General features: G+C 56.6%; 20 protein-coding genes. 8 read left to right on the forward strand and 12 right to left on the reverse strand.

Annotated elements, in window-relative coordinates; genetic code table 11:
• Positions 1-170 precede the first annotated feature (170 nt).
• Together G5149_RS06280 and G5149_RS06285 are read left to right on the forward strand one after the other, a co-directional pair.
• A complete protein-coding gene (locus G5149_RS06280) occupies positions 171-1,457 on the forward strand; it encodes a citrate synthase (protein ID WP_005346116.1) in 1,287 nt (428 codons plus the stop codon).
• Between the two features lie 93 nt (positions 1,458-1,550).
• Positions 1,551-1,868, forward strand: a complete 318-nt coding sequence (locus G5149_RS06285) for a DUF4377 domain-containing protein (RefSeq protein ID WP_005346117.1) — start codon at positions 1,551-1,553, stop codon at positions 1,866-1,868.
• Positions 1,869-1,930: 62 nt separating this feature from the next.
• Here the strand turns inward: G5149_RS06285 and G5149_RS06290 are convergent, their stop codons facing one another.
• Positions 1,931-2,371 (reverse strand): acetyltransferase, encoded by a 441-nt coding sequence (locus G5149_RS06290; protein ID WP_005346118.1) that lies wholly within the window; start codon positions 2,369-2,371, stop codon positions 1,931-1,933.
• A 58-nt stretch (positions 2,372-2,429) separates the two neighbouring features.
• Positions 2,430-3,275, reverse strand: coding sequence for a DUF5718 family protein (locus G5149_RS06295; RefSeq protein ID WP_005346119.1), 846 nt, complete (start codon positions 3,273-3,275; stop codon positions 2,430-2,432).
• 337 nt (positions 3,276-3,612) lie between these two features.
• On the opposite strand from G5149_RS06295, the gene G5149_RS06300 reads away from it, so the two are divergent.
• Positions 3,613-4,005, forward strand: a complete 393-nt coding sequence (locus tag G5149_RS06300) for an NUDIX hydrolase (RefSeq protein ID WP_005346122.1) — start codon at positions 3,613-3,615, stop codon at positions 4,003-4,005.
• A 75-nt stretch (positions 4,006-4,080) separates the two neighbouring features.
• Here G5149_RS06300 and pdxY read toward each other — a convergent pair whose 3' ends face one another.
• From pdxY to G5149_RS06315, 3 genes are all read right to left on the reverse strand, one after another.
• Positions 4,081-4,944, reverse strand: coding sequence for a pyridoxal kinase PdxY (gene pdxY / locus G5149_RS06305; RefSeq protein WP_421212085.1), 864 nt, complete (start codon positions 4,942-4,944; stop codon positions 4,081-4,083).
• A 168-nt stretch (positions 4,945-5,112) separates the two neighbouring features.
• Positions 5,113-5,889, reverse strand: a complete 777-nt coding sequence (locus G5149_RS06310; protein WP_421212087.1) for a DUF429 domain-containing protein — start codon at positions 5,887-5,889, stop codon at positions 5,113-5,115.
• A gap of 84 nt (positions 5,890-5,973) precedes the next feature.
• On the reverse strand, positions 5,974-6,537 hold the full coding sequence (locus G5149_RS06315; RefSeq protein WP_421212089.1) for a VC2662 family protein: 564 nt from the start codon (positions 6,535-6,537) through the stop codon (positions 5,974-5,976).
• A gap of 274 nt (positions 6,538-6,811) precedes the next feature.
• Between G5149_RS06315 and ybcJ the strand changes: the two genes are divergently transcribed.
• Positions 6,812-7,045: a ribosome-associated protein YbcJ gene (ybcJ, locus tag G5149_RS06320; RefSeq protein ID WP_005333598.1), complete on the forward strand. Its 234-nt coding sequence runs from the start codon at positions 6,812-6,814 to the stop codon at positions 7,043-7,045.
• A 33-nt stretch (positions 7,046-7,078) separates the two neighbouring features.
• Here ybcJ and G5149_RS06325 read toward each other — a convergent pair whose 3' ends face one another.
• The 4 genes from G5149_RS06325 to G5149_RS06340 form a co-directional block, all read right to left on the reverse strand.
• Complete coding sequence (locus G5149_RS06325; protein ID WP_005346133.1) at positions 7,079-7,552, reverse strand: DUF4442 domain-containing protein; 474 nt, start codon at positions 7,550-7,552, stop codon at positions 7,079-7,081.
• 166 nt (positions 7,553-7,718) lie between these two features.
• Positions 7,719-9,470: an ABC transporter transmembrane domain-containing protein gene (locus tag G5149_RS06330; protein ID WP_005346135.1), complete on the reverse strand. Its 1,752-nt coding sequence runs from the start codon at positions 9,468-9,470 to the stop codon at positions 7,719-7,721.
• Positions 9,467-11,203: an ABC transporter transmembrane domain-containing protein gene (locus tag G5149_RS06335; RefSeq protein ID WP_337072887.1), complete on the reverse strand. Its 1,737-nt coding sequence runs from the start codon at positions 11,201-11,203 to the stop codon at positions 9,467-9,469. The genes G5149_RS06330 and G5149_RS06335 overlap by 4 nt, the downstream gene beginning before the upstream one ends.
• Before the next feature lie 166 nt (positions 11,204-11,369).
• Positions 11,370-14,174, reverse strand: a complete 2,805-nt coding sequence (locus G5149_RS06340) for a response regulator (protein WP_337072888.1) — start codon at positions 14,172-14,174, stop codon at positions 11,370-11,372.
• A 166-nt stretch (positions 14,175-14,340) separates the two neighbouring features.
• On the opposite strand from G5149_RS06340, the gene trxC reads away from it, so the two are divergent.
• Complete coding sequence (gene trxC, locus G5149_RS06345) at positions 14,341-14,775, forward strand: thioredoxin TrxC (protein WP_005346144.1); 435 nt, start codon at positions 14,341-14,343, stop codon at positions 14,773-14,775.
• A 161-nt stretch (positions 14,776-14,936) separates the two neighbouring features.
• Positions 14,937-16,322 (forward strand): DASS family sodium-coupled anion symporter, encoded by a 1,386-nt coding sequence (locus tag G5149_RS06350; RefSeq protein WP_337072889.1) that lies wholly within the window; start codon positions 14,937-14,939, stop codon positions 16,320-16,322.
• Between the two features lie 371 nt (positions 16,323-16,693).
• Here G5149_RS06350 and G5149_RS06355 read toward each other — a convergent pair whose 3' ends face one another.
• Positions 16,694-19,168, reverse strand: coding sequence for a glycogen/starch/alpha-glucan phosphorylase (locus tag G5149_RS06355; RefSeq protein ID WP_005333609.1), 2,475 nt, complete (start codon positions 19,166-19,168; stop codon positions 16,694-16,696).
• A gap of 375 nt (positions 19,169-19,543) precedes the next feature.
• A complete protein-coding gene (locus G5149_RS06360) occupies positions 19,544-19,741 on the reverse strand; it encodes a DUF4250 domain-containing protein (protein WP_005333612.1) in 198 nt (65 codons plus the stop codon).
• A gap of 230 nt (positions 19,742-19,971) precedes the next feature.
• Between G5149_RS06360 and G5149_RS06365 the strand changes: the two genes are divergently transcribed.
• Positions 19,972-20,457 carry a cell division inhibitor gene (locus G5149_RS06365; protein ID WP_005333614.1) on the forward strand — a complete coding sequence of 162 codons (486 nt, stop codon included), beginning with the start codon at positions 19,972-19,974 and terminating at the stop codon, positions 20,455-20,457.
• 412 nt (positions 20,458-20,869) lie between these two features.
• Positions 20,870-21,304 (forward strand): YcgN family cysteine cluster protein, encoded by a 435-nt coding sequence (locus G5149_RS06370; RefSeq protein WP_005352569.1) that lies wholly within the window; start codon positions 20,870-20,872, stop codon positions 21,302-21,304.
• Between the two features lie 476 nt (positions 21,305-21,780).
• Here the strand turns inward: G5149_RS06370 and pflB are convergent, their stop codons facing one another.
• Complete coding sequence (pflB, locus tag G5149_RS06375) at positions 21,781-24,063, reverse strand: formate C-acetyltransferase (RefSeq protein WP_005346160.1); 2,283 nt, start codon at positions 24,061-24,063, stop codon at positions 21,781-21,783.
• Positions 24,064-24,108 lie beyond the last annotated feature (45 nt).

The following is a 24,108-nucleotide window of genomic DNA, read 5'->3' on the forward strand; positions in this document are numbered from 1 at the left end:
TTCCATTAATGCCGTTAATGCCGCCCCAGCAAAATTGACATTGATAGGGAACTCTGTTTCAAATAGGGCGCTCCAGCCACCTCGGTATGGGTAACAACCTTTGCCAGCGTCATAAAAGTCGTAATAGAGTAGGACTGGAACCAAATTATAAAGAGCAAAGGAGACGTGCTATGGCTGATAAGATAGCCACCCTACACCTGCCCGGGAAAGATCCGGTTGAACTGCCGATCCTCTCTGGAACCGTTGGACCTGATGTTGTCGATGTTAGAAAGCTGGGTGGGCAAGGGTATTTCACCTTTGACCCGGGCTTTATGGCGACCGGTTCTTGCAAATCTGCCATCACCTACATTGACGGGGATCAGGGTGTCTTGCTGCACCGTGGTTACCCCATCGCCCAGTTGGCCAAAGAGTCCAACTATCTCGAAGTCTGCTATATCCTGCTCTACGGCGAGGCGCCGACCAAGGCACAGTTTGCCGATTTCCAGCGTACCGTGACCCGCCATACCATGGTGCACGAGCAGATTGCCTTCTTCTTCCGTGGTTTCCGTCGTGACTCCCACCCCATGGCCATCATGTGTGGTGTGGTGGGCGCACTCTCTGCCTTCTATCACGACGCCCTCGACATCAACAACGAACAGCACCGCGAGATCTGCGCCTTCCGCCTCATCTCCAAGATGCCGACCCTGGCGGCCATGTGCTACAAGTACTCTATCGGCCAGCCGTTCATGCATCCGCGCAACGCCCTCTCCTATGCAGGCAACTTCCTGCATATGATGTTTGCGGTACCGACCGAGGAGTACAAGGTCAATCCGGTGGTCGAGCGCGCCATGGACCGCATCTTCACCCTGCACGCTGATCACGAGCAAAACGCCTCCACCTCCACCGTCCGTCTGGCTGGCTCCTCCGGTGCCAACCCGTTTGCCTGTATCGCCGCCGGTATCGCCTCCCTGTGGGGTCCGGCCCATGGTGGTGCCAACGAAGCCTGCCTGCGCATGCTGGAGGAGGTAGGCTCGGTGGATCGTATCCCCGAGTACATCGCCAAGGCCAAGGACAAGAACGATCCGTTCCGTCTGATGGGCTTCGGCCACCGTGTCTACAAGAACCATGACCCCCGTGCCACTGTGATGCGTGAAACCTGTCACGAGGTATTAACCGAGCTGCAGATCAAGGATCCGCTGCTGGACGTGGCCATGGAGCTGGAGCGCATCGCGCTCTCCGACCCCTACTTCATCGAGAAGAAACTCTACCCGAACGTGGACTTCTACTCCGGTATCATCATGAAGGCGATCGGTATCCCGATGAACATGTTCACCGTGATCTTCGCCATCTCCCGCACCATCGGCTGGATTGCTCACTGGAACGAGTTCCACTCCGACCCGGATAGCAAGATCGGCCGCCCGCGCCAGCTCTACGTGGGCCACCCGCAACGGGACTTCACGCCGCTTGATCAGCGTTAATGAACTGAATCAACATGGTTTGTTACAAAGGCGGTCATTGACCGCCTTTTTATTTATCGCTCTAATGCCCCTTTCAATTCGAAGGAGTCCCCCATGAAACCTCTGCTTGCCAGCGCCGCCCTGCTGCTCACCGCCTGTCAGGGCACCACGGCCACACAGGGTGAGACCCTCTACATCAACAGCCAGCTGGTCGATTGTGTCGGGGTCGGGCCGATGCAGTGCATGCAGGTGCGCAGCGACGAGCAGCAGCCCTGGACACTTTTCTATCAGCAGATCGAGGGTTTCCAGTTCGAGCCGGGCTACCAGTATCAGCTCACCGTGAGCAAGGAGCAGCTTACCAATGTGCCGGCCGATGCCTCCTCCCTGCGCTACCAGCTGATCAAGGTGGTCAGCAAGGTCGCCAGCAAGTAACGGCAGGATCAAAAACGGGGGATGGCGCAGGCCATCCCCCGTTCATTATCACACTTGAACGACTATCGCGGCAGCAACGCCATATGGAGCAAAGGATAGGGCTTGCCCTGGCCATCCAGCGGCGAGCGGCCCGTCACGACGAACTCCATCTTGTGGTAGAAACCCACCGCCTGCTCATTCTGCTCGTTGACGTCAACCAGCGTCGCGCCGCACTGGCTGATGGCATGTTCCACCAGCCGGCGACCCACGCCACTGCCGCGCACCGCCGGCGCCACAAACAGCATCTCTATCTTGCCATCACATAGCCCGCAAAAACCGGCAATGCGCCCCTCCTCCGTTCGGGCACAGTGCAGTGTCACTGCATCAAAGTAGTGCTCCAGAATAAGCGGTTTGAGCACGAGGATCTCGGCCTCGGGCAGGAAGTGGTGGGTCGCCCGCACCGAGGCCTCCCACAGCACGATCAGGGCCGGATAATCGGCCCGCGTTGCAGTATCAATCTTCATCAATGACTCTTTGCTGCAGCCCGCAGGATGGCAACTGCCTCCCCGCGGGCCAAAGCGATTAGCGCGCCTGCACCGCCTGCAGCAGCACCGACACATCGGCACCAAAGCTGCGGGTACGGATCGCCTCGCGAATATCCGCTTCGCTATAACGGCTGCCCGGATAGACCACCACACAGGAGGTGTCGCCAGGCTTGAGGAAGTGGGTCTCGCCAAACGGGGTATAACGGGTGGCACCGATGCTGATGAGCGCGTGGGGAGGATGTCCCGCCTGCGCCAGCAGTCCTTGAATGTGCTCCGCCGGCCCCTCATCCTGCTGATGGTTGAACTTGTCGATGGCCCAGTCGAGCAGCTTGCCATGGAAGTAGCTGTAGTCGATGGCGGCGCTGTCTACCCCGTAAGCGTGCAGCTCACCGTCTCGCTCCAGATAGCAGGCGATGCGATAGTCATCGAGCTCGCAGCCGGCGGCAAAACCGGATAGCGGCAGCAGGTTGGCCGCCAGCCCCTTGCTCTCTTCGCCCCAGTTCTTTTTCTCGCTGATCTTATTGGCGTTGGGACGACGGATGGAGCAGTCGTTATAGGCACCAAAGGCACGGGGATGGATCGCTACCACCTGCTTGCCCGCATACTCCAGCTCGCACCAGAGGGCCACTTCCGGCTCAATCTGCACCTTCTCGTCACCGCTGACCGCCGCTTCCGGCAGGAAGATGGCGTTATTGCTCAGCGGGAACACCCCGAGCTGACCCGGATGGCCCGGCACGAAGAAGGGAAACAGCGCCTTGGGCGCGGTGGTATCGCGCACCACGACCGCCACAAAATCCGATGCTTCACCCGCCTGCTCCAGATGACCGGCGAAATTGCCCGCCACCCCGAGTCCGATAAACTTGCTCTCTGCTGTCACTTGCATCTTGTTCACCTGCATCTTGCCCACGCAAGGTAGCAGGCTTGTCGCCCACTACCGCTAAAGTGGCAAGATTAAACCACAAGGCCCCCACCTTCGCCCAGTCCGGCCCTGTCGTGGTGTGCGCCAGTCTACTTTTTTAAGGACGAGAAGGCTGTGGCGAACCAGCCAGTGCGCACTCTTCCAGCTACGCGGTCACCGCGCTGGAAACAGTGCGTTTCCGGCCTCTCCCCTCTTTCTTCTTGGGACTCAACTTCATCTTTGTTAGGCTGCCTGCATGCAAAACAGCGGTGCGCTTGAGTGCGCCCGGCTCATCACGGCAACCCCATCGGAGAGAAAACGGATGATCGACAAACTCGCCTGGCTCACCTTTAAAGATCAGCAACTGCTCTGCGCCCGCTCCCACGGCAAGGACATCTATTACATCCCCGGCGGCAAACGGGAACCGGGCGAAAGCGACGAAGCGGCGCTGATCCGCGAGATTGAAGAGGAGCTGGCCGTCACCCTGCAGCCCGATACCCTGCGCTTTGCCTGCGAATTCAGCGCCCAGGCAGATGGCAAGCCGGCAGGAGTCGAGGTGCGCCTGCGCTGCTACACCGGCGAAGCGAGCGGCACCCCCATCGCTTCGGCCGAAATTGCCGAGCTGCGCTGGCTAGACAGCACTCACCTCGATGAGCTCTCCCCCGTCTCCCGTCTGCTGTTTGCCTGGCTGGTTGAACAGGGGTTGATCCGCTGACCCCATAACCGGGAGCGATACAAGCAAAAGAGGTGAGCCAATGGCTCACCTCTTTTGCTTCAGACATGGCAGCAATCAGGGCAGTATCACCGCTCGCACCTCCACCTTCGGCGAATCAAACGCATCTTGCACGGCGATGAGTTGCAGCTCGTAAGCCTGCTGGCGCCAGGTCTCTTGCAGCACCGCATCCACAGAGGCGTTGGTGCGCTCGAACGCGCTGACCGCATCGTGGCCGGCCAGCAAATTCGCCAGCATCAGGGCACTGATGAGATCGCCCACCCCCACCGGCTGGCGGGCAAAGTCATAAAGCGGACGGGCAATCAAGTAATCCCCTTGCGGGGTGGCCAGCAGCATCTCGAAGCGGCTGGAATCCTGCGCCGCACGACCGAGATGCTTGACCAGCACCAGCTTGACGCCGCGGGCCAGCAGCTGATGGGCAGCCGCGCGGGTCTGATCCAGATCTGCCAGATGGGTATCACAGAGGGTCTCCAGCTCCAGCAGGTTGGGGGCCATCATGTCGGCCACCGGCAACGCCTGCTCGGTCAGGAAACGGGTAACGCCGGGAGCGACGATACACCCCTTCTCCGGATGACCCATCACAGGGTCGCAGAAGTAGATGGCATCGGGGTTGGCCGCCTTGACGGCGTTGACCACAGTCAGGATCTCGTCTCCCTGTTCGGCGGAGCCAAGGTAACCGCTCAGCACGGCATCACACTGGCTCAACACCTCGATATTGCCCAATCCGTTCACCAGTGCACTGATATGGCCCGCCGGCATCGCCATTCCCTGCCACCCCTGGGCATATTGGGTGTGGTTGGAAAACTGCACCGTGTTGATGGGCCATACATCCATGCCGAGGCGACGCATGGGAAAGACGGCCGCGCTGTTGCCGGCACAACCAAAGACCACGTGGGACTGAATAGAGAGAACGGATTTCATCGGGAATACCACAGCAAAGGATCAGCAAGGTGGGCAATATATCGGATGAAGATAACGATGCGCCACCTTGGCGCGGGATGAACAGGCAATTTCCTGACTAAAGACAGGTTTTTTACGCCATTTGGCCCACGTCGACAAGGTGAGCGGAGCCATGATGCGCCGCGTCCGTCACATCCCGTTGCGTTCAACAGCATGAGGGGCAAAGTGATAGACCCATCCCTCATCACAAGGCATGTCGCTGGGGGGCTGAACCAGCTCAGGCAATACCGTCACCTTGCCACCAGCGGCATACTGCAGCGCCATCAGGGCGCAGAGCGCCGCATCGTAGCGATCGGTGCCGACCTGCACATCCGCAGGCAGCAGCGCCGCCAGCTCGGGCCGTGCCGGGGATGCCTTGCCGCCCACTTTGGCCAATGCCGGATAGACCTCCAGCACGGCGCGACTGGCCTTCGGGGCAACGGTCGGCACCAGTTGCAGATCCGAGAGTCGCGGCAGCATGGAGAGCGCCAGGGTGGCATTGTTGCCAAGCCGGTCGAAGGTGGCCGAGAGGGGCTTCTTGCCGTACTGCTGATACAGCCAGCGCTCGCAGTCGCGATAGGCGTAGGGGTTGTCTATCTCACGCTCGGGCACGGCGCAGCTGTGTGGCTGGCCGTTGAGCAGATCCCGCAAGGCGCGGGGAAAAGCGAGCGGCGCATCGATACCGAGCGCCAGTTGCGGGCAGGCTTCTACCTGCATCAGGGTCAGCTCGTTTTGCAGGGCGGGACGCAGCAGAGCGGCCAGATCCGGCGCCACCCGCGAGCTCAGACGAAACAGCGGCGACACCCCGAACCAGTGCAGGCGGTTGGAGTCGGCCTGCCAGCCCACCACGGCCACCGCCTGGGCACTGCCCTGCCAGCCACGCACATCCCAGCCGATCCCGATTGCACTCATTTGCCCTGCCGTCATCAATTACCTCTGTTCGCCTGTCACAAGTTGCAAGAGGCACAGGGTAATCAGCAGATGTCTTTAACGCAAAGCGAACTGCCTTGGTCAGAACGATTTCTGGAAGTTCACCAGCGGCAAAATGGGGAAAACGCCGTTGGCGGCATAGTTGGCCAGCCCGATCTGCAAGCCATCGAGGTGCTTGGTCGCATTGATAAAGCCAATCTGGAAGGTGGTACGCTCGGCATAGTTGACGAAGCCGACGTTGGCCAGCGCATTGCCCTTGGCGATATTGACCGCCCCCCAGTTGAGCCCCTGTACATTGTTGGTCAGGTTGACCAGCCCCAGATTGACGCCGGTATCCTGCCCTTCGTGCCAGTTGATGGCGTTGATAGCGACCCCGCCAAACTGGTGACGCACCCGACCAGCACCCAAGAATACCCCGAGCTGCAGGCCGCTGAACTGATCCACATCTGAGAGGGCGAAGATCGGCAGATCAATGCCCTTCACCTGACCGGTCCGGCCGTAGAGCAGCGAGGCGCGCGCCCCTTCCACCTGATGGGATGCGGGCAGGTTGACGCCGGGCAGCGAAACCTGCACCGGGGTACTGGCCTGCGCGACACCGCACAGAGTCAGGGCGCTGCATGCCAGCAGCAGGCGGGAGAGAATCATTGGAGGCTCCTTGCACCATTTACCAAACAAAGGAGGCCATCCTAACAGCCGTAGCAAGCAGAAAGCAGTGCGGCGAACATCTCTTGCGTCATCACTCGTCCCAGCTACTCCACAAATGGGATCAATGGCACAGTTCAGTACAACCCGACATAAAAAGCTGGCGCGAGGAGACCATTTTCACTGCCGTGGTCCAGCTTCCCTTTTCTTGCCGGAATGAACTGCCTAGAATAACCGCCCTGCCAGATCCGGCATTTATCCATCTAGAGGATTTCCCATGGAGACGTTTCTGCTCGAAGGTCACCCCTTCGTTGCCTTGTGTGACCTTATCAAGCATCAGGGGTGGGCCGATTGTGGCGGCGCAGCCAAAGCCCTCATTGCCGAAGGGCTGGTCGAGGTGGACGGTCAGGTCGAGACCCGCAAGCGCTGCAAGATCGTGGCCGAACAGGTGGTCAACTTCAACGGCATGAAGGTTGTGGTCAAAGAGGGCGTCAGCCCGGAGATTGGCTAAACCCCTGTCGGGGTGCCACGCTCTGGCAACCCGCTAGCTGGCCTTGATCGACAGGGTCAGCACAAAACGCGCCATCGCCTCATCCCCGTTCAATGACGGACAGGTGGCCACCACCCGGATGGGGCGATTGATGCGCTGACCGCTTGCCAGCGATTCGTCGATCATGGCGTCAATCTCCTCCCCCGCTGCGCAGTCGAACTGCACATCCCCCTCCGGTCGTTTCAAAAACTCCCCCTGCACATCCTTGAAGGCAAAGTGCACCTTCTTGCGCCGCTGCCGCCCCTTCTCCATCACCAGCAGACCGCCTACCAGATCGGCGCCGGTCGCCAGCGCGCCAAAATACATGCTGCCCAGATGGTTACGGGTACGCCAGCCAAGGGGAATGCGAATGCGCAGCGCCTTGGAATTCATCTCTTCGATGATCGGGGCACAAAACCCGATGACGGGAATGTAGCGCCAGGCAAACAGCCGAAGCGCCAGATTGGCTTTGAAGCGTTGCAAATCCATATGCGAACTGATCCGATGAGTTAATGTAAACAACATGTTGCCTGCATCTGTGGCATTCGACAAGCGCAGGGATCACGGTTACGACCTTTTGATCGGCGCAAAAAAAGAGGGAACCGCACCGGCTCCCTCTTCTCGTTCATCTCACTGTTAACAGCAAATCTGCCGCTCAGGCGCGCTTCTCTTCCAGCCAGGCCCCCTGACTCTGCATCTCGAACAACTGGGCATAGTGGCCACCGAGGGCCATCAGCTCGCTGTGACTGCCCCGCTCGCTCACCTGACCGCGGGAGAGCAGCAGGATCTCGTCCGCATCGACGATGGTCGAGAGGCGGTGGGCGATGGCGATGGTGGTGCGACCACGACGCGCGGCAGAGATCGCCTGCGACAGTGCCAGCTCGGTCTGGGAGTCCACGCTCGCCGTCGCCTCATCCAGAATGAGGATGCGCGGATCCCCCACCAGCGCACGGGCAAAGGAGAGCAGTTGCCGCTGGCCGGCGGAGAGGTTCTTGCCCCCCTCTTCCATCAGGGTGTTGATCCCCTGTGGCAGGCTGCGCACAAACTCGGCCAGTTGCACCTCGCTCAGCGACTGCCAGAGCCGCGCTTCGTCTATTCCGGCGCGGCCGAGACGCAGGTTCTCCGCCAAAGTGCCGACGAAGATAAAGGGATCTTGCTGCACCAGCCCGATGCTGCGGCGCACCGCCGCCAGCGACAGGGCATCCAGTGCGTGATCATCGAAGCGGATCTGCCCCTGATCCAGCGGATAGAAGCCCATCAGCAAGCTGATAATGGTGGACTTGCCGCTGCCGGTATGACCCACCAGCGCCAGCATCTGGCCCGGTTTTGCGGCAAAGCTGACCTCCCGCAGCACCGGCTGCTGACCATCGTAGGAGAAGCTGACCCGCTCGAAACTGACCCGCCCTTCCAGCGGGAGCATCTCGCCGTCGGTACTCTCGCGAGTTTCATCGAGCAGGGCAAAGACCCGCTCCCCCGCCACCATCGCCTGCTGCAGCTGGTTGAGCTGGTTGGTCATCTCGATGAGCGGCTCGATCATCCGTCCCAGATAGCTGATAAAGGCGTAGAGCACCCCCACCTGAATGGCACCGGCGTGGCTCCCCCCCTCATGGGCAAACAGCGCCAACAGGCCGATCAGCACCATCATGTAGAAGAGATCGATGAGCGGGCGCAGCAGGATGCCGTTGATCTTGAGGCTCTTGATCCGTGCCGCCCAGTGCTGCTGATTCACCTCGGCAAAGGCGTTGGCAAAGTGACGCTCCTGCACCATGGCCTGGATCACCGGCATCCCCTGCAGCGACTCGTTGAGGCGGCTGTTGATGTCGGAGAGCAGGCTGCGGGTCGCTCGTACCACCGGCACGCTCAGCTTCTGGTAGAGCCACATCACCCCGCCCACTGCGGGCAGCAACAGGGAACAGACCAGCATCAGCCGCAGATCCAGCAACGCCATGGAGATGAGGATGCCGCACAGCAGCACAACTTTTTGCACCAGCAAGCCGATCACCTGCACATAGAGGTTCATGATCGCCTCGGTGTCATTGGTGATGCGGGAAATCAGCGAGCCGGAGCGATGCTTGTCAAAGTAGCGGGCTGGCAAGCGGATGGCGGTGGCAAATACCTGCTCGCGCAAAGTTTGCACCACCGCCTGGGCGATGCGATTAAAGCGCAGGGATTGCAAATAAAAACCTGCCGCCGAGAGCACCTGCAACCCCAGATAGCCTGCCGCAATCAGGGCAATGGTGGGCAACACGATATTGCGGGGCGCCAGATAGTCATCGATAAAGAGCTTGATCAGCAGCGGCCCGGCTACTTCAGCGCCGGTGGCGAGCAGCAGGCAAATCCCCGCCTGAATCAGCCAGCGAGGATAGCGGGCGCAGTAGGCGAGCAGTCGTTTAATGGTCGGATTCACAGGCTCTCCTCCACGGCTTCTTCGAGACGCTGGTAACGCACCATGTCGGCGTACCAGCCATTGTGCGCCATCAGGGCACCGTGATGACCCCGTTCGCTGACGGCCCCCTGCTCCAGCACCAGGATCTCGTCGGCCTGCTCCACCGCCGTCATGCGATGGCTGACCAGGATCAGGGTGCGACGATGGGCTTTGAGGGCATGCAGAATTTGCTGCTCGGTGTGGGCATCTACCGCCGAGAGCGCATCATCGAGCACCAGAATGGGCGCATCCAGCAGCAGGGCGCGGGCAATGGCCAGCCGCTGTTTCTGGCCGCCGGAGAGGGTCACCCCTTTCTCCCCCACCTCGGTCTCATAGCCCTTGGGAAAACGCACAATATCATCGTGGACACAGGCAATGCGCGCCACCCGTTCGACCTCCTCGCGGCTCGCATCGGGTTTGCCCAGGGCGATATTGGCGGCGATAGTGGTGGAAAACAGGAATGGCTCCTGCGGCACATAGGCAAACTGGCTGCGCAGTGTGGCGAGCGGCAGCTGATCAATCGGTACGCCACCCATAACAATCGAACCGTGGGTCGGATTGGCAAGGCGCATCAACAGCTTGAGCAGGGAGCTCTTGCCTGCCCCGGTGCGCCCCACCACCCCGAGCATCCCCCCTTGCTTGAGGGTAACGTCGATATCCGCAAGCAGGGTGCGCTGCTCAACTTGATAGCTCACCCCTTTGATCTGCAAAGGAAAGGCAGAGGTAAACGCGGCCGGCTGGGCGGGCTCTTCGATATCGCTGCGCTCCCCCAGCAGGCTTTCGATACGGGAGTAGGCGGCGCTGCCCCGCTCGATGATGTTGAACAGCCAGGCGATGGCAAACATCGGCCAGATCAGCTGGCCGAGGTACATGGTGAAGCTGGTGAGCTCACCCAGAGTCAGCTCATCGCGCAGCACCAGCACACTGCCCCCCGCCACCGCGAGGAAGTAGGAGCAACCGATACAGAGATAGATGACCGGATCGAACTTGGCATCGATGCGGGCCACCGCCATATTGCGCTCCCCCGCCTGTTTGGTCAGCTCGGCAAAGCCTTCATCTTCCAGCGATTCAACCGCATAGGATTTCAACACCCGCACGCCGGAAAGGGCCTCCTGGGTCTTGTTGTTGAGCCTGGAGAAGGCCCCTTGCGCCGCCTTGAACTGGGTGTAGATCTGGGTGCCGAAGCGGTTCATGAAATAGGCCATCACCGGCAGCGGCATCAAGGAGACCAGCGTCAACTGCCAGGAGTACTGGCTGCACATGATGGAGAGCACCAATACCCCGACCATGATGGAGTCCACCAGGGTTAGCACCCCTTCGCCAGCGGTCATCTCCACCGCCTGAATGTCATTGGTGGCATGGGCCATCAAATCGCCAGTACGGTGGCGCTGATAAAAATCGGGGCTCATCCGGGTGAAATGGCTGAAAAGGCGATTGCGCAACACATAGGCCAGACGGTAAGAGGCACCGAACAGCATCACCCGCCAGACGTAGCGCAGCAGATAAATCAGCACACCCAGACCAAACAGCCCCGCCAGATAGCGCATCAGGGTACCATTGTCGAGACCGCCCCTGGTGATGCCATCCACCACCCAGCCCACCACTTTGGGCGGAATAACGGTCAACAGGGCTACCATCAGTAGCAGGGAGATGGCAGCCAGATAACGGGGCCACTGCTCCTTGAAAAACCAGCTCAATCGTAGAAATACGCTCACACCACCAACCTTTAGCGCTCTCTGCCCGTGACCGCTCCAAGGAGCCGCCATCAGAGAAGCCACGCAGAAATAGAAGAATGAAAACAATCGCCTCCGGCTGGAGGCGATTCGAACGAAAGCTCATCATATCCCGAACCGGGATGGTTGAGAATAATTACTATTTAATTCACTGTGACATGCGATCATCCCCTGATGAATAGGGATTATACGAATTTTCATGCTGCTCACCGGTCAACAGGAAGTGTGACACCTCTTCCCGGGTCTGACTGAACACCTGTTGCAACTGCTCCAGATCCGTCTCGCTCAGTACCTCATTTTGCCGCAGGCGCCACTCCAGCTCGCCAGCCACCAATTGCAGACGGGCCGCCGAAATATTGGCAGACACCCCCTTGAGGGTGTGCAGCAGCTTGCTGGCCACCTCGGGCTGCTGACGGCGCAGGGCAGAGCGGATCTCCCACAGATCGTCCTTGTGCTCCGACATGAACAGCTTGAACAGGATCTGCAATGCCTCCTTGTCCTGCTCCAGCCGCTTGAGAGCATCCTGCAGATCGAGTATCCCGATCATATCCGGTGGTTTCACCTCCATGATCCCCGCCTGCGCCACCCCTTGCGGCTTCACCCACTGCAGCAGGTTGTTGTAGAGATCCAGCTTGCTCACCGGCTTGGTGACATAGCCATTCATCCCCACCCCCAGGCAACGCTCCTTGTCACCGGGCATAGCGCTGGCAGTGAGGGCAATGATGGGCACATCATGCTTGTCGACCATCTTGCGGATCTGGCGGGTGGCATCGAGCCCGTCCAGCACCGGCATCTGCAAATCCATCAGGATCACGTCAAAAGGCTGCTCGGCGACCCGCTCCACTGCCTCCCGACCATTGCTGACCACGCACACCGCCGCATCGACCCGCCGCAGATACTCGATGATGAGCTGCTGATTGACCCGGTTGTCTTCGGCCAACAGCACTCGGGTACCCTGCAACAGGGATTTGAAGTGCTGCTGATCCCCTTGCACTTCGGCCTTGCGCAGGTTGAGCTCGTAGGAGCTGCCGTTGAGCAGCTCGTCCACCTTGGCCAGCAGGGCATTCTCGGTCATCGGTTTGGGCAGAAAATGGACCAGTCCCATGCTGTCCATCCGGGCGTGTAGCCCCTCCCTGGCCCAGGCACTGATCATCAGGATTGGGATCCGCCTCCACTGGCTGTGTTGATACATCTCCAGCGCCAGATCGAGTCCATCCTCCTGACCCATGCGCCAGTCGAGAATGGCCAGCCGCAGATTGGGCCCCTCTTCACGGAGCAGCTGACGGGCACGGGAAAGGGAGTTGACCGGCAGCACTCGCACGCCTGCGCGAGTGAGAATATCCCTGGCCAGATCCAGCACTAGTTCGTTGTCGTCCATTACCATCACCAGCGGCTGGTTCTCGAAGAAGACTTTTCGTCCAGCCACCCCATAGACCGCTTGCGCCATCGGTATATCGAACTTGAACAAAGAGCCGACACCGGGCTTGCTCTGTACGGTGATCCGCCCTCCCATCAGTTCAACCAGCCGCTGGGAGATATTGAGCCCCAGACCCGAGCCACCATATTTACGGGTATTTCCCGCCTCCAGCTGGGTAAAGGCCTGAAATAGTTGAGTCTGCTTCTCTTCAGCAATGCCAATACCGGTGTCGCGCACGCTGAAGCGGATCCGCATGGGATGAGTGTTGGCCAGCTCGATGCAGACTTCGACCTCGCCACGTTCGGTGAATTTGATGGCATTATTCACCAGATTGACCAGCACCTGCCCCAGCCGCAGGGGATCACCACGCAAAAAGACCGGCACCTCGGGTGACTTGCGAATGATCACTTCCACATGTTTGCGCTCCGCCAAATCGGCAAACATGCCTGCCAGCGAATCGAGCTGCTCGCTAAGATCGAAGTCGATCTCCTCGAGCGTCAGTTTGCCGGACTCCACCTTGGTCAAATCCAGGATGTCATTGATCAGCAGAAGCAAGGTATCGGATGAGGATTTGATCTTGCCCAGATAGTCCCTCTGTTGCTGATCAAGCTCAGTCTGCAGTGCCAGCGAGCTGAAGCCGATGATGGCGTTCATGGGGGTGCGGATCTCGTGACTCATGTTGGCCAAAAAATCGCTTTTGGCCTGGGCCAGCAAAGTTGTCTGACGGGACAACTCGCTCAATTTCTGATTACGACGCCATAGGGTATAGGCCACCAGCACAAAACTGATCAAGGCACCGCCAAGCACCATTAAATAGAAGCGGTTCAGCAATGATGAAGCCCGCTCCAGTTTATCCATCTTCCAACGCACCAGGTTATCGCTCACCTGCATATCGATTAGACGATGGCGCAGGGTATGATAAGCCATCACCTGACGACTCAAATCCTTGCTCAGGTTAACCAAGGTGATCACCTCGGGTTGCGAGCCATAATGGGAAGCGAGATCGCGCTGCAACAAGCTCAACTGTTGTTGATACTGGTTATCGGCGCTGTGTTGCAAAAAATGGCTGAGTTGGGCCAACTCATTCAGATCACGATGCAAAAGGCTCTCTGCCGGCGTGATAGTGCGAACCTTCTCAAGCTGATGCTGAAAGGGTTGCGCGATATATTCTACCGCCTTTTCCATGCTGTACAGTCTGGCCAGCTCCATCTGGTAGAGATCCAAATCCTGCAGCAACCTCCGGGAAAGAGGAGTTTGCTCAACCTCGGCATCACTGCGGATTTTGTGAACAAAGCTATCCAGAATACCGGATAACTGGACGAGCCGTTGCTGGACGTTGCTATCATTGGCACTCTCTCGACCAAGCAGGTAAACACTGTCAGTGTTGATTCTGTTCAGCACAGCCTCCGCAGCCTGATTCAGGCTGTATGCGCGCTGCTGCTGGCTAAGCAACTGCCAGCACATAACCGAGAAGCCAAGCAACAAGGCAGCAACCAGCAGCAGTACCACAGGGCTCTTCCGTGATCCTTTATTCATCCCGTTTTGACTCTCTACTTATAAGGGCAGCTGAATTATCCGGCTTGGGCAGAACCCAGAGTGGAAGTATCCACCCCAGCCGAGCACTGTGTTAACGTTGTTTGACTATTTAACTCTGGCACTATTCTCGTCACAGCCACCAGAGCCGCTCTTCAAGGAGGCTATTATGTCATTTATCACTACTTATTGTAGCCACTGCTTTACCAGAAACCGCCTGCCCTCCACCCACGTAAACCAGTCCGCCAAATGTGGGCACTGCAAGGCGTCTCTGTTCAGCCAGACCCCTTGCCTCGGGAAGGCTGATAACTTCGATACCCTTATCAGCTCCGATATTCCGGTCGTGGTCGATTTTTGGGCCAGCTGGTGCGGACCTTGCCAACAATTCTCTCCCGTCTTTCATGACGTAGCAAACGAACTCGAACCTCGAATGCGCTTTGTAAAGGTCGATACCGAGCAGCAAAGCGCAATTGCAACACGTTATGCCATTCGCAGCATCCCCACTCTGATGGTCTTCAAGCAGGGCAAGCTGGTGGATCAGATAAATGGCTCCTTGCCTAAAACCATGTTCAAGCAGTGGCTGGCACAGCTCATCAATGTTTAACTTATGTTTCAATATTGTTTTATTTGCGTGTGGCAATCCCCTTTTTTATCAATGAGTGTGTGAGTAGAGGCTGATTTTCAATATGTGAGTCTGTTTCAAACAAGTGAATGGATGTAATCTCGGCAACACAAAAACAACCATAAATTAACCGAGAGAACGATATGCACACATCGGCTGTACCCGCAACTCCATCTCGTTGGCTGGATATCAAAACCGGGATCGTTATCCTGGATCTGCTCCTGCTATGCGCCATGCTCGCCTGGCTCCCTTTTGACCCTATGGTCAACAAGGGGCTGGGCATTCTGATCTTTATCGCCATTCTCTGGCTAACCGAAGCGGTGAATATCACTATCACCGCGATCTCCATCCCGGTGCTTGCCACCCTGCTCGGGGTGTTTGATATGAGCAAGTCGTTGACCGACTTCGCTAACCCGGTACTGTTCCTCTTCTTTGGCGGATTTGCCTTGGCGGCTGCACTTTCCAAACAGGGACTAGACACCCAGATTGCCGGTAAGGTGATGCAGCTTGCCAAGGGACACCTCGGCTGGGCTGCTATCGTACTCTTCAGTATTACTGCGGCACTCTCCATGTGGATCAGCAATACCGCCACCGCCGCCATGATGATGCCGCTGGCTCTTGGCATGCTCAAAGGCCTCGACATTCACAAGGAGCGGCGTACTCTGGTCTTCGTCTTGCTTGGTGTTGCCTACAGCGCCAGTATTGGCGGTATCGGCACCCTGGTCGGCAGCCCGCCCAACGCCATCGCAGCAGCCCAAATGGGACTTGGTTTTACTGACTGGCTGAAATTTGGTATCCCTGTAGTCCTCATCTTCATGCCCGTGGGGATCGGTCTGCTCTATCTCGTGACCCGCCCCAACCTCTCGCACCAGGTCAGCACCGAGCAGGTGACCATAGAGTGGACTGGCCAGCGCAAGGTGACTCTGCTGATCTTTCTGACCACAGTGCTGTTGTGGATTGGCTCCCAGCCTATTGCCCAGGCGCTGGGAGGAATACCTCAATTTGATACACTGATCGCCATGGGAGCCATCATCGCCATTGCCGTCAGCCGAGTGGCAAGCTGGGATGACATCAACCAGAACACCGACTGGGGAGTACTGATGCTGTTTGGTGGCGGCTTGACCCTGAGCGCCATCCTTAAGCAGACCGGGGCCAACGCCTTCCTGGCGGAGCACCTATCCAACGGTCTGGCCACCATGCCGATCTTCGTCATCCTGCTCTGTCTTGCCGCCTTCGTGGTGTTCCTGACCGAGCTGGTATCCAACACCGCTACCGCCGCTCTGCTGGTTCCACTGTTTGCCGGAGTCGCAGAGGCACTGGGAGTCTCTCCCATTGTCGTCTCCGTACTGATCGCTGTCGGTGCCTCGTGCGCCTTCATGCTGCCGGTAGCCACCCCGCCCAACGCAATTGTCTTCGCCAGCGGCCATATCCAGCAGCGTGAGATGATGCGGGCGGGTCTGGTGCTGAACCTGGTCTTCACCGTCATTTTGACCCTGCTTGCCTATTTCATGGGCGACATACTGCATTGATGGAAGGTTGCACGCTCACCGCGCTCCTCAATTAACCCCAAGTACCAACAAAGCCCCGTATCGTCGGGGCTTTCTCTTTTTTGGCACACTCACGACCATCTGCCACATCCCTGTACATCCATCAGCTTGTGCTATGCGACAGCCCCGAGAGTACAAATGATGTTGGCTTCCTAAAGTTGCGCAATCCTGAGACCAGGAGATGAGTGTTGTTGCCGGAATAGGGTTAGCAATAACAGAAGAAGTTATAAATCGATGTCTTGTGCATCTGGCTCTGAGCACAATTTTGTCCCGAATGGTGTGCCAATATTCATGCTCGATACCTACAGCCATAAAAAAACCCCGCATAGCGGGGTTCTCATATTCAGAAGCGATCAACCAATGTTGCAGGGTTTCAGCTTCCAGATGCGATCAACGTAATCCTGAATGGAGCGGTCAGAGTTGAACTTGCCCATGGTGGCAGAGTTGATAATGGCCTTCTTCGCCCACAGCGCCGGATCCCGATACCAGGTATCGATCAGCTTGTGTGCATCCGAGTAGGACTGGAAGTCCGCCAAGGTCAGGTAAGGGTCTCCCCCTTCCAGCAAGGAGCGCTTGATGGAGGCCAGCTCACCCGGACGACCCGGGGTGAAGTAGTCGGTATCAAACCAGTCCAGCACGGCTTTGAGCTCGGAGTTGGCATAGTAGAAGTCGTACGGGTTGTAACCGCGCGCCTTCAGCGACTTCACTTCGTCCACGTTCAGACCGAAGATGGCGCAGTTTTCGGCCCCCGCCTCTTCGGCGATCTCGATGTTGGCTCCATCCAGCGTCCCGATGGTGATTGCACCGTTGAGCGCCATCTTCATGTTGCCGGTACCGGATGCTTCGTAGCCTGCAGTAGAGATCTGCTCGGAGACATCTGCCGCCGGGATCAACTTCTCGGCCAGACTCACGCGGTAGTTCGGCATGAACACCACTTTCAGCTTGCCCTGGATACGAGCATCGTTATTGACCCGATCCGCCAGCTTGTTGATGGCATAGATGATGTCTTTGGCCAGCTTGTAACCGGGCGCCGCTTTGGAGCCGAAGATGAACACGCGCGGATGCATGTCATAGTCCGGGTTGGCCAGCAGACGACGATAGAGCGCCATGATGTGAATGAGGTTCAGCTGCTGGCGCTTGTACTCGTGCAGACGCTTGATCTGAACGTCAAAGATCGCCTCGGCACTGACATCGATACCTGTTTCGTCTTTGATGACCTTGACCAGCTTCTCTTTGTTGTGACGCTTGATGGTCATGAACTGCTGTTGGAACGCCTTGTCGTCGGCAAACTTCACCACGCCACGCAGTTTGTCCAGTTGCAGCGGCCACTCCTTCCCCACTACTTCGTTGTAGAGGCCAGCCAGTTCCGGGTTGCACGCCAGCAGCCAGCGACGCGGCGTAACACCGTTGGTCACGTTGCACATTTTTTCCGGCCACAGCTCGGCATACTCGGGGAAGAGATCTTCCTTCACCAGCTTGGAGTGGATCTCGGCCACACCGTTCACTTTGGACGAACCGATGACGCACAGGTTGCCCATGCGAACCTTGCGCACATCTCCCTCTTCGATGATGGAGAGCTTGGCCTTGATGGCATCGTTGCCCGGCCACTTGGGCTCCACCAACTCGTTCAGGAAGCGTGCGTTGATCTCGTAGATCACTTCCAGATGGCGAGGCAACACCTTCTCGAACAGGCTGACCGACCACTTCTCCAACGCTTCCGGCAGCAGGGTGTGGTTGGTGTAAGAGAAGACCTGATAGCAAATGGCCCAAGCGGCATCCCAGTTCAGATCTTCCTCGTCCACCAGCACCCGCATCAGTTCCGGGATGGCGACAGTCGGGTGAGTATCGTTAAGCTGAATGGCAATTTGCGCGGCAAAGTTGCTGAAGTCACTGCCATGGACTCGCTTGTAGCGGCGCATGATGTCCTTGATGGAGCAAGCACAGAAGAAGTACTGCTGGATCAGACGCAGCTCTTTACCTGCATCGGTCTCATCGTTCGGATAGAGTACCTTGGAGATGGTCTCGGCCTGGGCTTTTTCAGCCTGGGAGTCGATGTAACCACCTGCGTTAAAGACGTCCCAATCGAAAAACTCGGAGGCGCGGGATTCCCACAAACGCAGGATGTTGACGGTATGACCGCCAAAACCGACCACCGGAATATCCCAAGGCACCCCTTTGATCTTGCGCCCGGCGTGCCATACCTTCTTCAGGCCACCATTGTCACCAAACACGGTCTCGACATAGCCATAGAGCGGCACTTCTTGTACCGACTCGGGACGGCAGATCTCCCATGGGTTGCCATATTCACGCCAGGAGTCCGGACGCTCGATCTGGCGGCCATCCTGGATTTCCTGACGAAACAGACCGTGTTCGTAGTGGATACCGTAACCAACCGCCGGATAGTTCAGAGTGGCCAGCGAGTCGATGAAGCAGGCAGCCAGACGACCCAGGCCGCCGTTGCCGAGTGCCATATCCGGCTCTTGTTCGCACAGGTCGGTCAGTTCCAGACCAAGTTCGCCCAGCGCCTCTTCGCAAGTCTTGTAGAGGGAGAGGTTGTGCAGGTTGTTGGAAGTCAATCGTCCCATCAGGAATTCAGCAGAGAGATAGTGAATCGCACGAGTGTCTTTCTTGAAATGAGTCTGCTGAGTGCGGGTCAGGCGCTCGTACACCTGTTCATTGACGGCCGCCGCAGTGGCTTTCCACCACGCTTCGGGAGAGGCTTTCTGTTCGCTTGTTCCCAAGGTAGAACGCAGGTGACGCACGATACTCGCCTTGAGCTGATCTTTATCCAGTTGGAGATCCTGGTCTGTCTTCTTCTTGGTAGCCATAAACCATATTCCTTCGTTACAAATAAAATTGTTATCCCGCTTGCGGGACCGGCGCTGTTGTTATCTCAAAATATGTACCGGCGTAAGAATACTAACTAAAGCGGCAGAATTAAAAGTTAACGCAAGTCACACTTTAACCGATAAAAACAGCCTGAAAAGCTTGAAAACCCTTTCCTTTAATTGATCGCACAAAAACAAACATTCCCTTTATTATCAACAACTTAACTAAACAATAAAAATATTCTGGCATGAATAGGTTTTCAGAGATTGCCAAGCCTTGAAAATCCCTGAAAATAGGCAACAAGACGGCGCATTGAAACCGGTTTCAATGTGCCTTAAAAATTACCGTATAAATATGAAGCAATGATTGCACCCTTAAAGATGTGCCTTGAACTGATTGCTCAATGGATCGTAATGGTACCCAATCTGATCCAGACGCCCTGCCAACTGCTCTTCACTCATATCGTAATAGGCCAGCAACTCCTCCAACCCGTCACACTCAAGCCTTAGCTTCTCATTGATGATGCCCAGCAAGATGTTGGCATCAAGACGTTGCAAGGTACTGATATCCATGGCGGCACTTCCTGTAAATGACCTGTATAACCATGGGCGGTTACGCAAGTTTTGTCCATAGTACGAAAAACACTCAACCAGCTTTATATTAAATAGTGTTTAAAAACATAACCTTACTAACGACACATGCCAACACCATCACATTTTTCAGCAAAAACACCTTGTCACTGCCACAGGATAGAACTACTGTATGCGTATACAGCTTGGATATTCATACAGGAAACCCATATATGAACCAGCCCCTGCACTCACTGCCCTTTGCGATGAATCGTGTCATGAGCAAGCCTTGGCCCACCAGAACCGCCTGCAAAGCGGAGTTGGCTCATTATGGTGTGACTATCCAGTCTGATGATCAGTTTCTGAGCGAGCTGACAAAGCTTGGGGAGGCTCATACCGGCTGGATCTTGTTGATCGCCCCGCCGGGACGCCCCACAGTCAGCCGTCTGGAAGAGCGAGGTATCGATCCCAAGAGAGTGCTGGTGGTACATAGCCCCAAAATCAAGAACTGGCAGCAAACTCTGGAGCGCAGTCTTGGCAATGGTCATTGCGCCGCTGTATTTACCTGGCTGCCTGAGCAAATCGAACTGGATCACGTCAAGCTGCAGCGACTGGGACAGCAATCTGGCGTACTCACCCGCTTCTTTGGCGCGAAACGGACTAACCTCGGCACACCTCTGCTGGCCTATGCAGAGCAAGATATCTATCTCAATCATTAAGACAAAAAACGAAAGCCTACGCAGGCTCTCCCGCCGGTCGCAGTGACAGAAGGGCGCAAACAATATGTGACCAGCGGCTTTATTTGAAAGACAAGCTTGCAACAGCCTGACGGTAGGCATCGGAGATCATTTGACCCTGCTTGCTGCAAGCAGACAAACATCAAAAGATGCAACGGATAAAGAAGCAGAAAATAAAATCTGAACTGGACAATCATGCAGCCCAAGTATTCAAACCTGCGGGAATTCCTGCCCACCAGCGAACCCGTTTGAGCAATATGATGAGGCTGAAAGTCATTGCATTCATTTGAGCTGATCACGACAATTTGTCCACCGGAGTGACCCTCTCCTTGAAATACCGGGTAACAAGGGGTATAACCACGCGTTTTATCAGGTGTAATAAGTGAGCGGTATGATGCAAGCCCCCTTTTGGCAGACCAAGAGTCTGCAGCAGATGACTGAATCCGAATGGGAATCCCTCTGCGATGGTTGCGGAAAATGCTGCCTCAACAAGCTGATCGATGAAGATACCGACGAACTGGTTTTCACCAATGTCGCCTGCAATTTGCTTAACACCAAGACCTGTCAGTGCTCTGATTACGCCAATCGTTTCAAAAAAGAGCCTGACTGTCTGCAGATCACCCATGACAAGATCGCCGAATATGACTGGCTCCCCTCAACTTGCGCATATCGCCTGCTGTCTGAAGGTGACGCTCTTCCAGAGTGGCATCCTCTGCTGACCGGCAGTCGTTCCGCGATGCATCAGGCTGGTCAATCCGTCCGTGGCAAGGTCATTCACGAGGATCAGGCGGGTGAATGGATCGATCACATCATCACCTGGGCCAGCTGACACGCTCAACCCGCTATTTTCCAGAGACAAGGGCTGCACAATGTGCATCCCTTGTTGTTTCTGCAAGCAGGGTTTGTAGCTTCACACATATCTGGCTGGCTAAACCAGACACCCTCCCAGCTGCGCATTGAGAGAGGCAGAGAATAATTTCATAGTCACAGGCTTACGGGTATTGCTTTATACCCACGATGGCGTCTCTCTTCACCCCGAATCCTGATAAGCCTGTTCCACGAGCCATAGCAACACTGATGCAATGGCAGACAAAGCAACCGCCCTATTCCCTTAGCTCGTGCATAACGCGTTATCGCATTACAGGCTGTGCCAGGGTCAATCCGGGTGAACACCTGCGCCATAGCCCTGTTCAAATACCCCATGACAACTGTTGTGATTACGATGAAATGGATGTAATCCGCCCCTGAATCGCACGTATAAAAAAACCGGCGCCTTGGCGCCGGTTTTTGCTCACTACGTCTCGATTACAGAGAAGCGGTGAAGGTACGAGTGATGACGTCTTGCTGTTGCTCTTTGGTCAAAGAGTTGAAGCGAACGGCATAACCGGATACGCGGATGGTCAACTGCGGATATTTCTCCGGGTTTTCCATGGCGTCCAGCAGCATTTCACGGTTCATCACGTTAACGTTCAGGTGCTGACCACCCTCTACGTTGGATTCGTGGTGGAAGTAACCGTCCATCAGGCCAGCCAGGTTGGCTTTCTGGGCTTCCATATCTTTACCCAGTGCATTCGGAACGATGGAGAAGGTATAGGATATACCATCTTTGGCGTAAGCGAACGGCAGCTTGGCAACGGAAGTCAGGGAAGCAACAGCACCTTTCTGGTCACGACCGTGCATAGGGTTGGCACCCGGGCCGAACGGAGCACCAGCACGACGGCCATCCGGGGTGTTACCGGTCTTCTTGCCATATACCACGTTGGAAGTGATGGTCAGAACAGACTGGGTAGCAACAGCACCACGGTAGGTGTTCAGCTTCTGAATCTTCTTCATGAAGCGCTCAACCAGGTCACAGGCGATATCATCGACGCGAGCGTCGTTGTTACCGAACTGCGGGTATTCGCCTTCGATTTCGAAGTCGATGGCAACGCCATCTTCGTCACGAATCGGCTTGACCTTGGCGTACTTGATGGCAGACAGGGAGTCAGCGGCTACAGACAGACCAGCGATACCACACGCCATGGTGCGATATACGTCACGGTCGTGCAGCGCCATCAGAGAGGCTTCGTAGCTGTACTTGTCGTGCATGTAGTGGATGATGTTCAGCGCAGCAACGTATTGCTTGGCCAGCCAATCCATGAAGTGGTCCAGACGATCCATTACGTCGTTGTAGTCGAGGTACTCGGACTTGACCATTTCGGTTTTCGGACCGACCTGGATCTTGAGCTTCTCGTCCATACCACCGTTGATTGCATACAGCATGGTCTTGGCCAGGTTGGCACGAGCACCGAAGAACTGCATCTGCTTGCCAACGATCATCGGGGATACACAGCAAGCGATGGCGTAGTCATCGTTGTTGAAATCCGGACGCATCAGATCGTCGTTCTCGTACTGAACAGAAGAGGTCTCGATAGATACCTTGGCACAGTACTTCTTGAAACCGACCGGCAGCTTCTCGGACCACAGGATAGTCAGGTTCGGCTCAGGGGACGGGCCCATGGTGTACAGAGTGTTCAGCATACGGAAGCTGTTCTTGGTGACCAGGGTACGGCCATCAACGCCCATACCAGCCAGGGTCTCGGTAGCCCACATCGGGTCGCCGGAGAACAGTGAATCGTATTCCGGGGTACGCAGGAAGCGAACCATACGCAGCTTCATGACCATGTGGTCCATCAGCTCCTGGGCTTCTTGCTCGGTGATCAAACCTTTCTGCAGGTCACGCTCGATGTAGATATCCAGGAAGCTGGAAGTACGACCGAAGGACATGGCCGCGCCGTTCTGGGACTTGACTGCCGCCAGGTAAGCGAAGTAGGTCCACTGAACTGCTTCACGGGCATTGGTAGCCGGTACGGAGATATCGCAACCATACTTGGCAGCCATCACCTTCATCTGAGCCAGGGCACGGTGCTGCTCGGAGATCTCTTCGCGCAGACGGATAGTGGCTTCCAGGTTGACGCCGTTTTCCAGGTCAGCTTGCAGGGACTTGAACTGTGCCAGTTTGTCGGCCATCAGGAAGTCAACACCGTACAGGGCAACACGACGGTAGTCACCGATGATACGGCCACGGCCGTAGGCATCCGGCAGACCGGTGATAACACCAGACTTGCGGCAGTTCAGGATGTCTTTGGTGTAAACATCAAACACACCCTGGTTGTGAGTTTTGCGGTACTCGGTGAAGATCTTCTCGACCATCGGGTCCAGTTGACGACCGTACACTTCGCAAGAAGTTTTAACCATCTTGATACCGCCGTTGGCGATGATGGCGCGCTTCAGCGGCTTGTCGGTCTGCAGACCTACGATCTTCTCGAGGCTCTGATCGATGTAACCGGCATCGTGTGCGGTAATGGTGGAGGGCAGGTCAGTATCAAAATCGACCGGCGCGTGAGTGCGGTTCTCGATCTTGATCCCTTCCATGACCTTGTCCCACAGCTTGGTGGTCGCTTCGGTCGCGCCAGCCAGGAAGGACTCGTCACCTTCATACGGGGTGTAGTTCTTCTGGATGAAGTCACGGGTGTTGACAGAGGTCTGCCATTCACCGGCCGCGAAGCCTTCCCATGCTTTTTGGAACTGTTCGTTAAGTTCTGCCATTTTTCATTACCTCACACGGTATTGATGTAGTATCCCGCGATCATC

Source organism: Aeromonas sp. 600479 (genome assembly GCF_049175515.1).
In the GTDB taxonomy this organism is placed as follows: domain Bacteria; phylum Pseudomonadota; class Gammaproteobacteria; order Enterobacterales; family Aeromonadaceae; genus Aeromonas; species Aeromonas veronii_A.

Excerpts from the sequence above, each read along its gene's own strand:
- G5149_RS06350 (WP_337072889.1), top strand. The coding sequence starts at position 14,937 with ATGCACACATCGGCTGTACCCGCAACTCCATCTCGTTGGCTGGATATC.
- G5149_RS06310 (WP_421212087.1), bottom strand. The coding sequence starts at position 5,889 with ATGACGGCAGGGCAAATGAGTGCAATCGGGATCGGCTGGGATGTGCGT.
- G5149_RS06300 (WP_005346122.1), top strand. The coding sequence starts at position 3,613 with ATGATCGACAAACTCGCCTGGCTCACCTTTAAAGATCAGCAACTGCTC.
- G5149_RS06280 (WP_005346116.1), top strand. The coding sequence starts at position 171 with ATGGCTGATAAGATAGCCACCCTACACCTGCCCGGGAAAGATCCGGTT.
- pflB (WP_005346160.1), bottom strand. The coding sequence starts at position 24,063 with ATGGCAGAACTTAACGAACAGTTCCAAAAAGCATGGGAAGGCTTCGCG.
- G5149_RS06355 (WP_005333609.1), bottom strand. The coding sequence starts at position 19,168 with ATGGCTACCAAGAAGAAGACAGACCAGGATCTCCAACTGGATAAAGAT.
- G5149_RS06360 (WP_005333612.1), bottom strand. The coding sequence starts at position 19,741 with ATGGATATCAGTACCTTGCAACGTCTTGATGCCAACATCTTGCTGGGC.
- G5149_RS06290 (WP_005346118.1), bottom strand. The coding sequence starts at position 2,371 with ATGAAGATTGATACTGCAACGCGGGCCGATTATCCGGCCCTGATCGTG.
- pdxY (WP_421212085.1), bottom strand. The coding sequence starts at position 4,944 with ATGAAATCCGTTCTCTCTATTCAGTCCCACGTGGTCTTTGGTTGTGCC.
- G5149_RS06325 (WP_005346133.1), bottom strand. The coding sequence starts at position 7,552 with ATGGATTTGCAACGCTTCAAAGCCAATCTGGCGCTTCGGCTGTTTGCC.
- G5149_RS06315 (WP_421212089.1), bottom strand. The coding sequence starts at position 6,537 with ATGATTCTCTCCCGCCTGCTGCTGGCATGCAGCGCCCTGACTCTGTGC.
- G5149_RS06295 (WP_005346119.1), bottom strand. The coding sequence starts at position 3,275 with ATGCAAGTGACAGCAGAGAGCAAGTTTATCGGACTCGGGGTGGCGGGC.
- trxC (WP_005346144.1), top strand. The coding sequence starts at position 14,341 with ATGTCATTTATCACTACTTATTGTAGCCACTGCTTTACCAGAAACCGC.
- G5149_RS06285 (WP_005346117.1), top strand. The coding sequence starts at position 1,551 with ATGAAACCTCTGCTTGCCAGCGCCGCCCTGCTGCTCACCGCCTGTCAG.
- G5149_RS06370 (WP_005352569.1), top strand. The coding sequence starts at position 20,870 with ATGCAAGCCCCCTTTTGGCAGACCAAGAGTCTGCAGCAGATGACTGAA.
- G5149_RS06365 (WP_005333614.1), top strand. The coding sequence starts at position 19,972 with ATGAACCAGCCCCTGCACTCACTGCCCTTTGCGATGAATCGTGTCATG.
- G5149_RS06340 (WP_337072888.1), bottom strand. The coding sequence starts at position 14,174 with ATGAATAAAGGATCACGGAAGAGCCCTGTGGTACTGCTGCTGGTTGCT.
- ybcJ (WP_005333598.1), top strand. The coding sequence starts at position 6,812 with ATGGAGACGTTTCTGCTCGAAGGTCACCCCTTCGTTGCCTTGTGTGAC.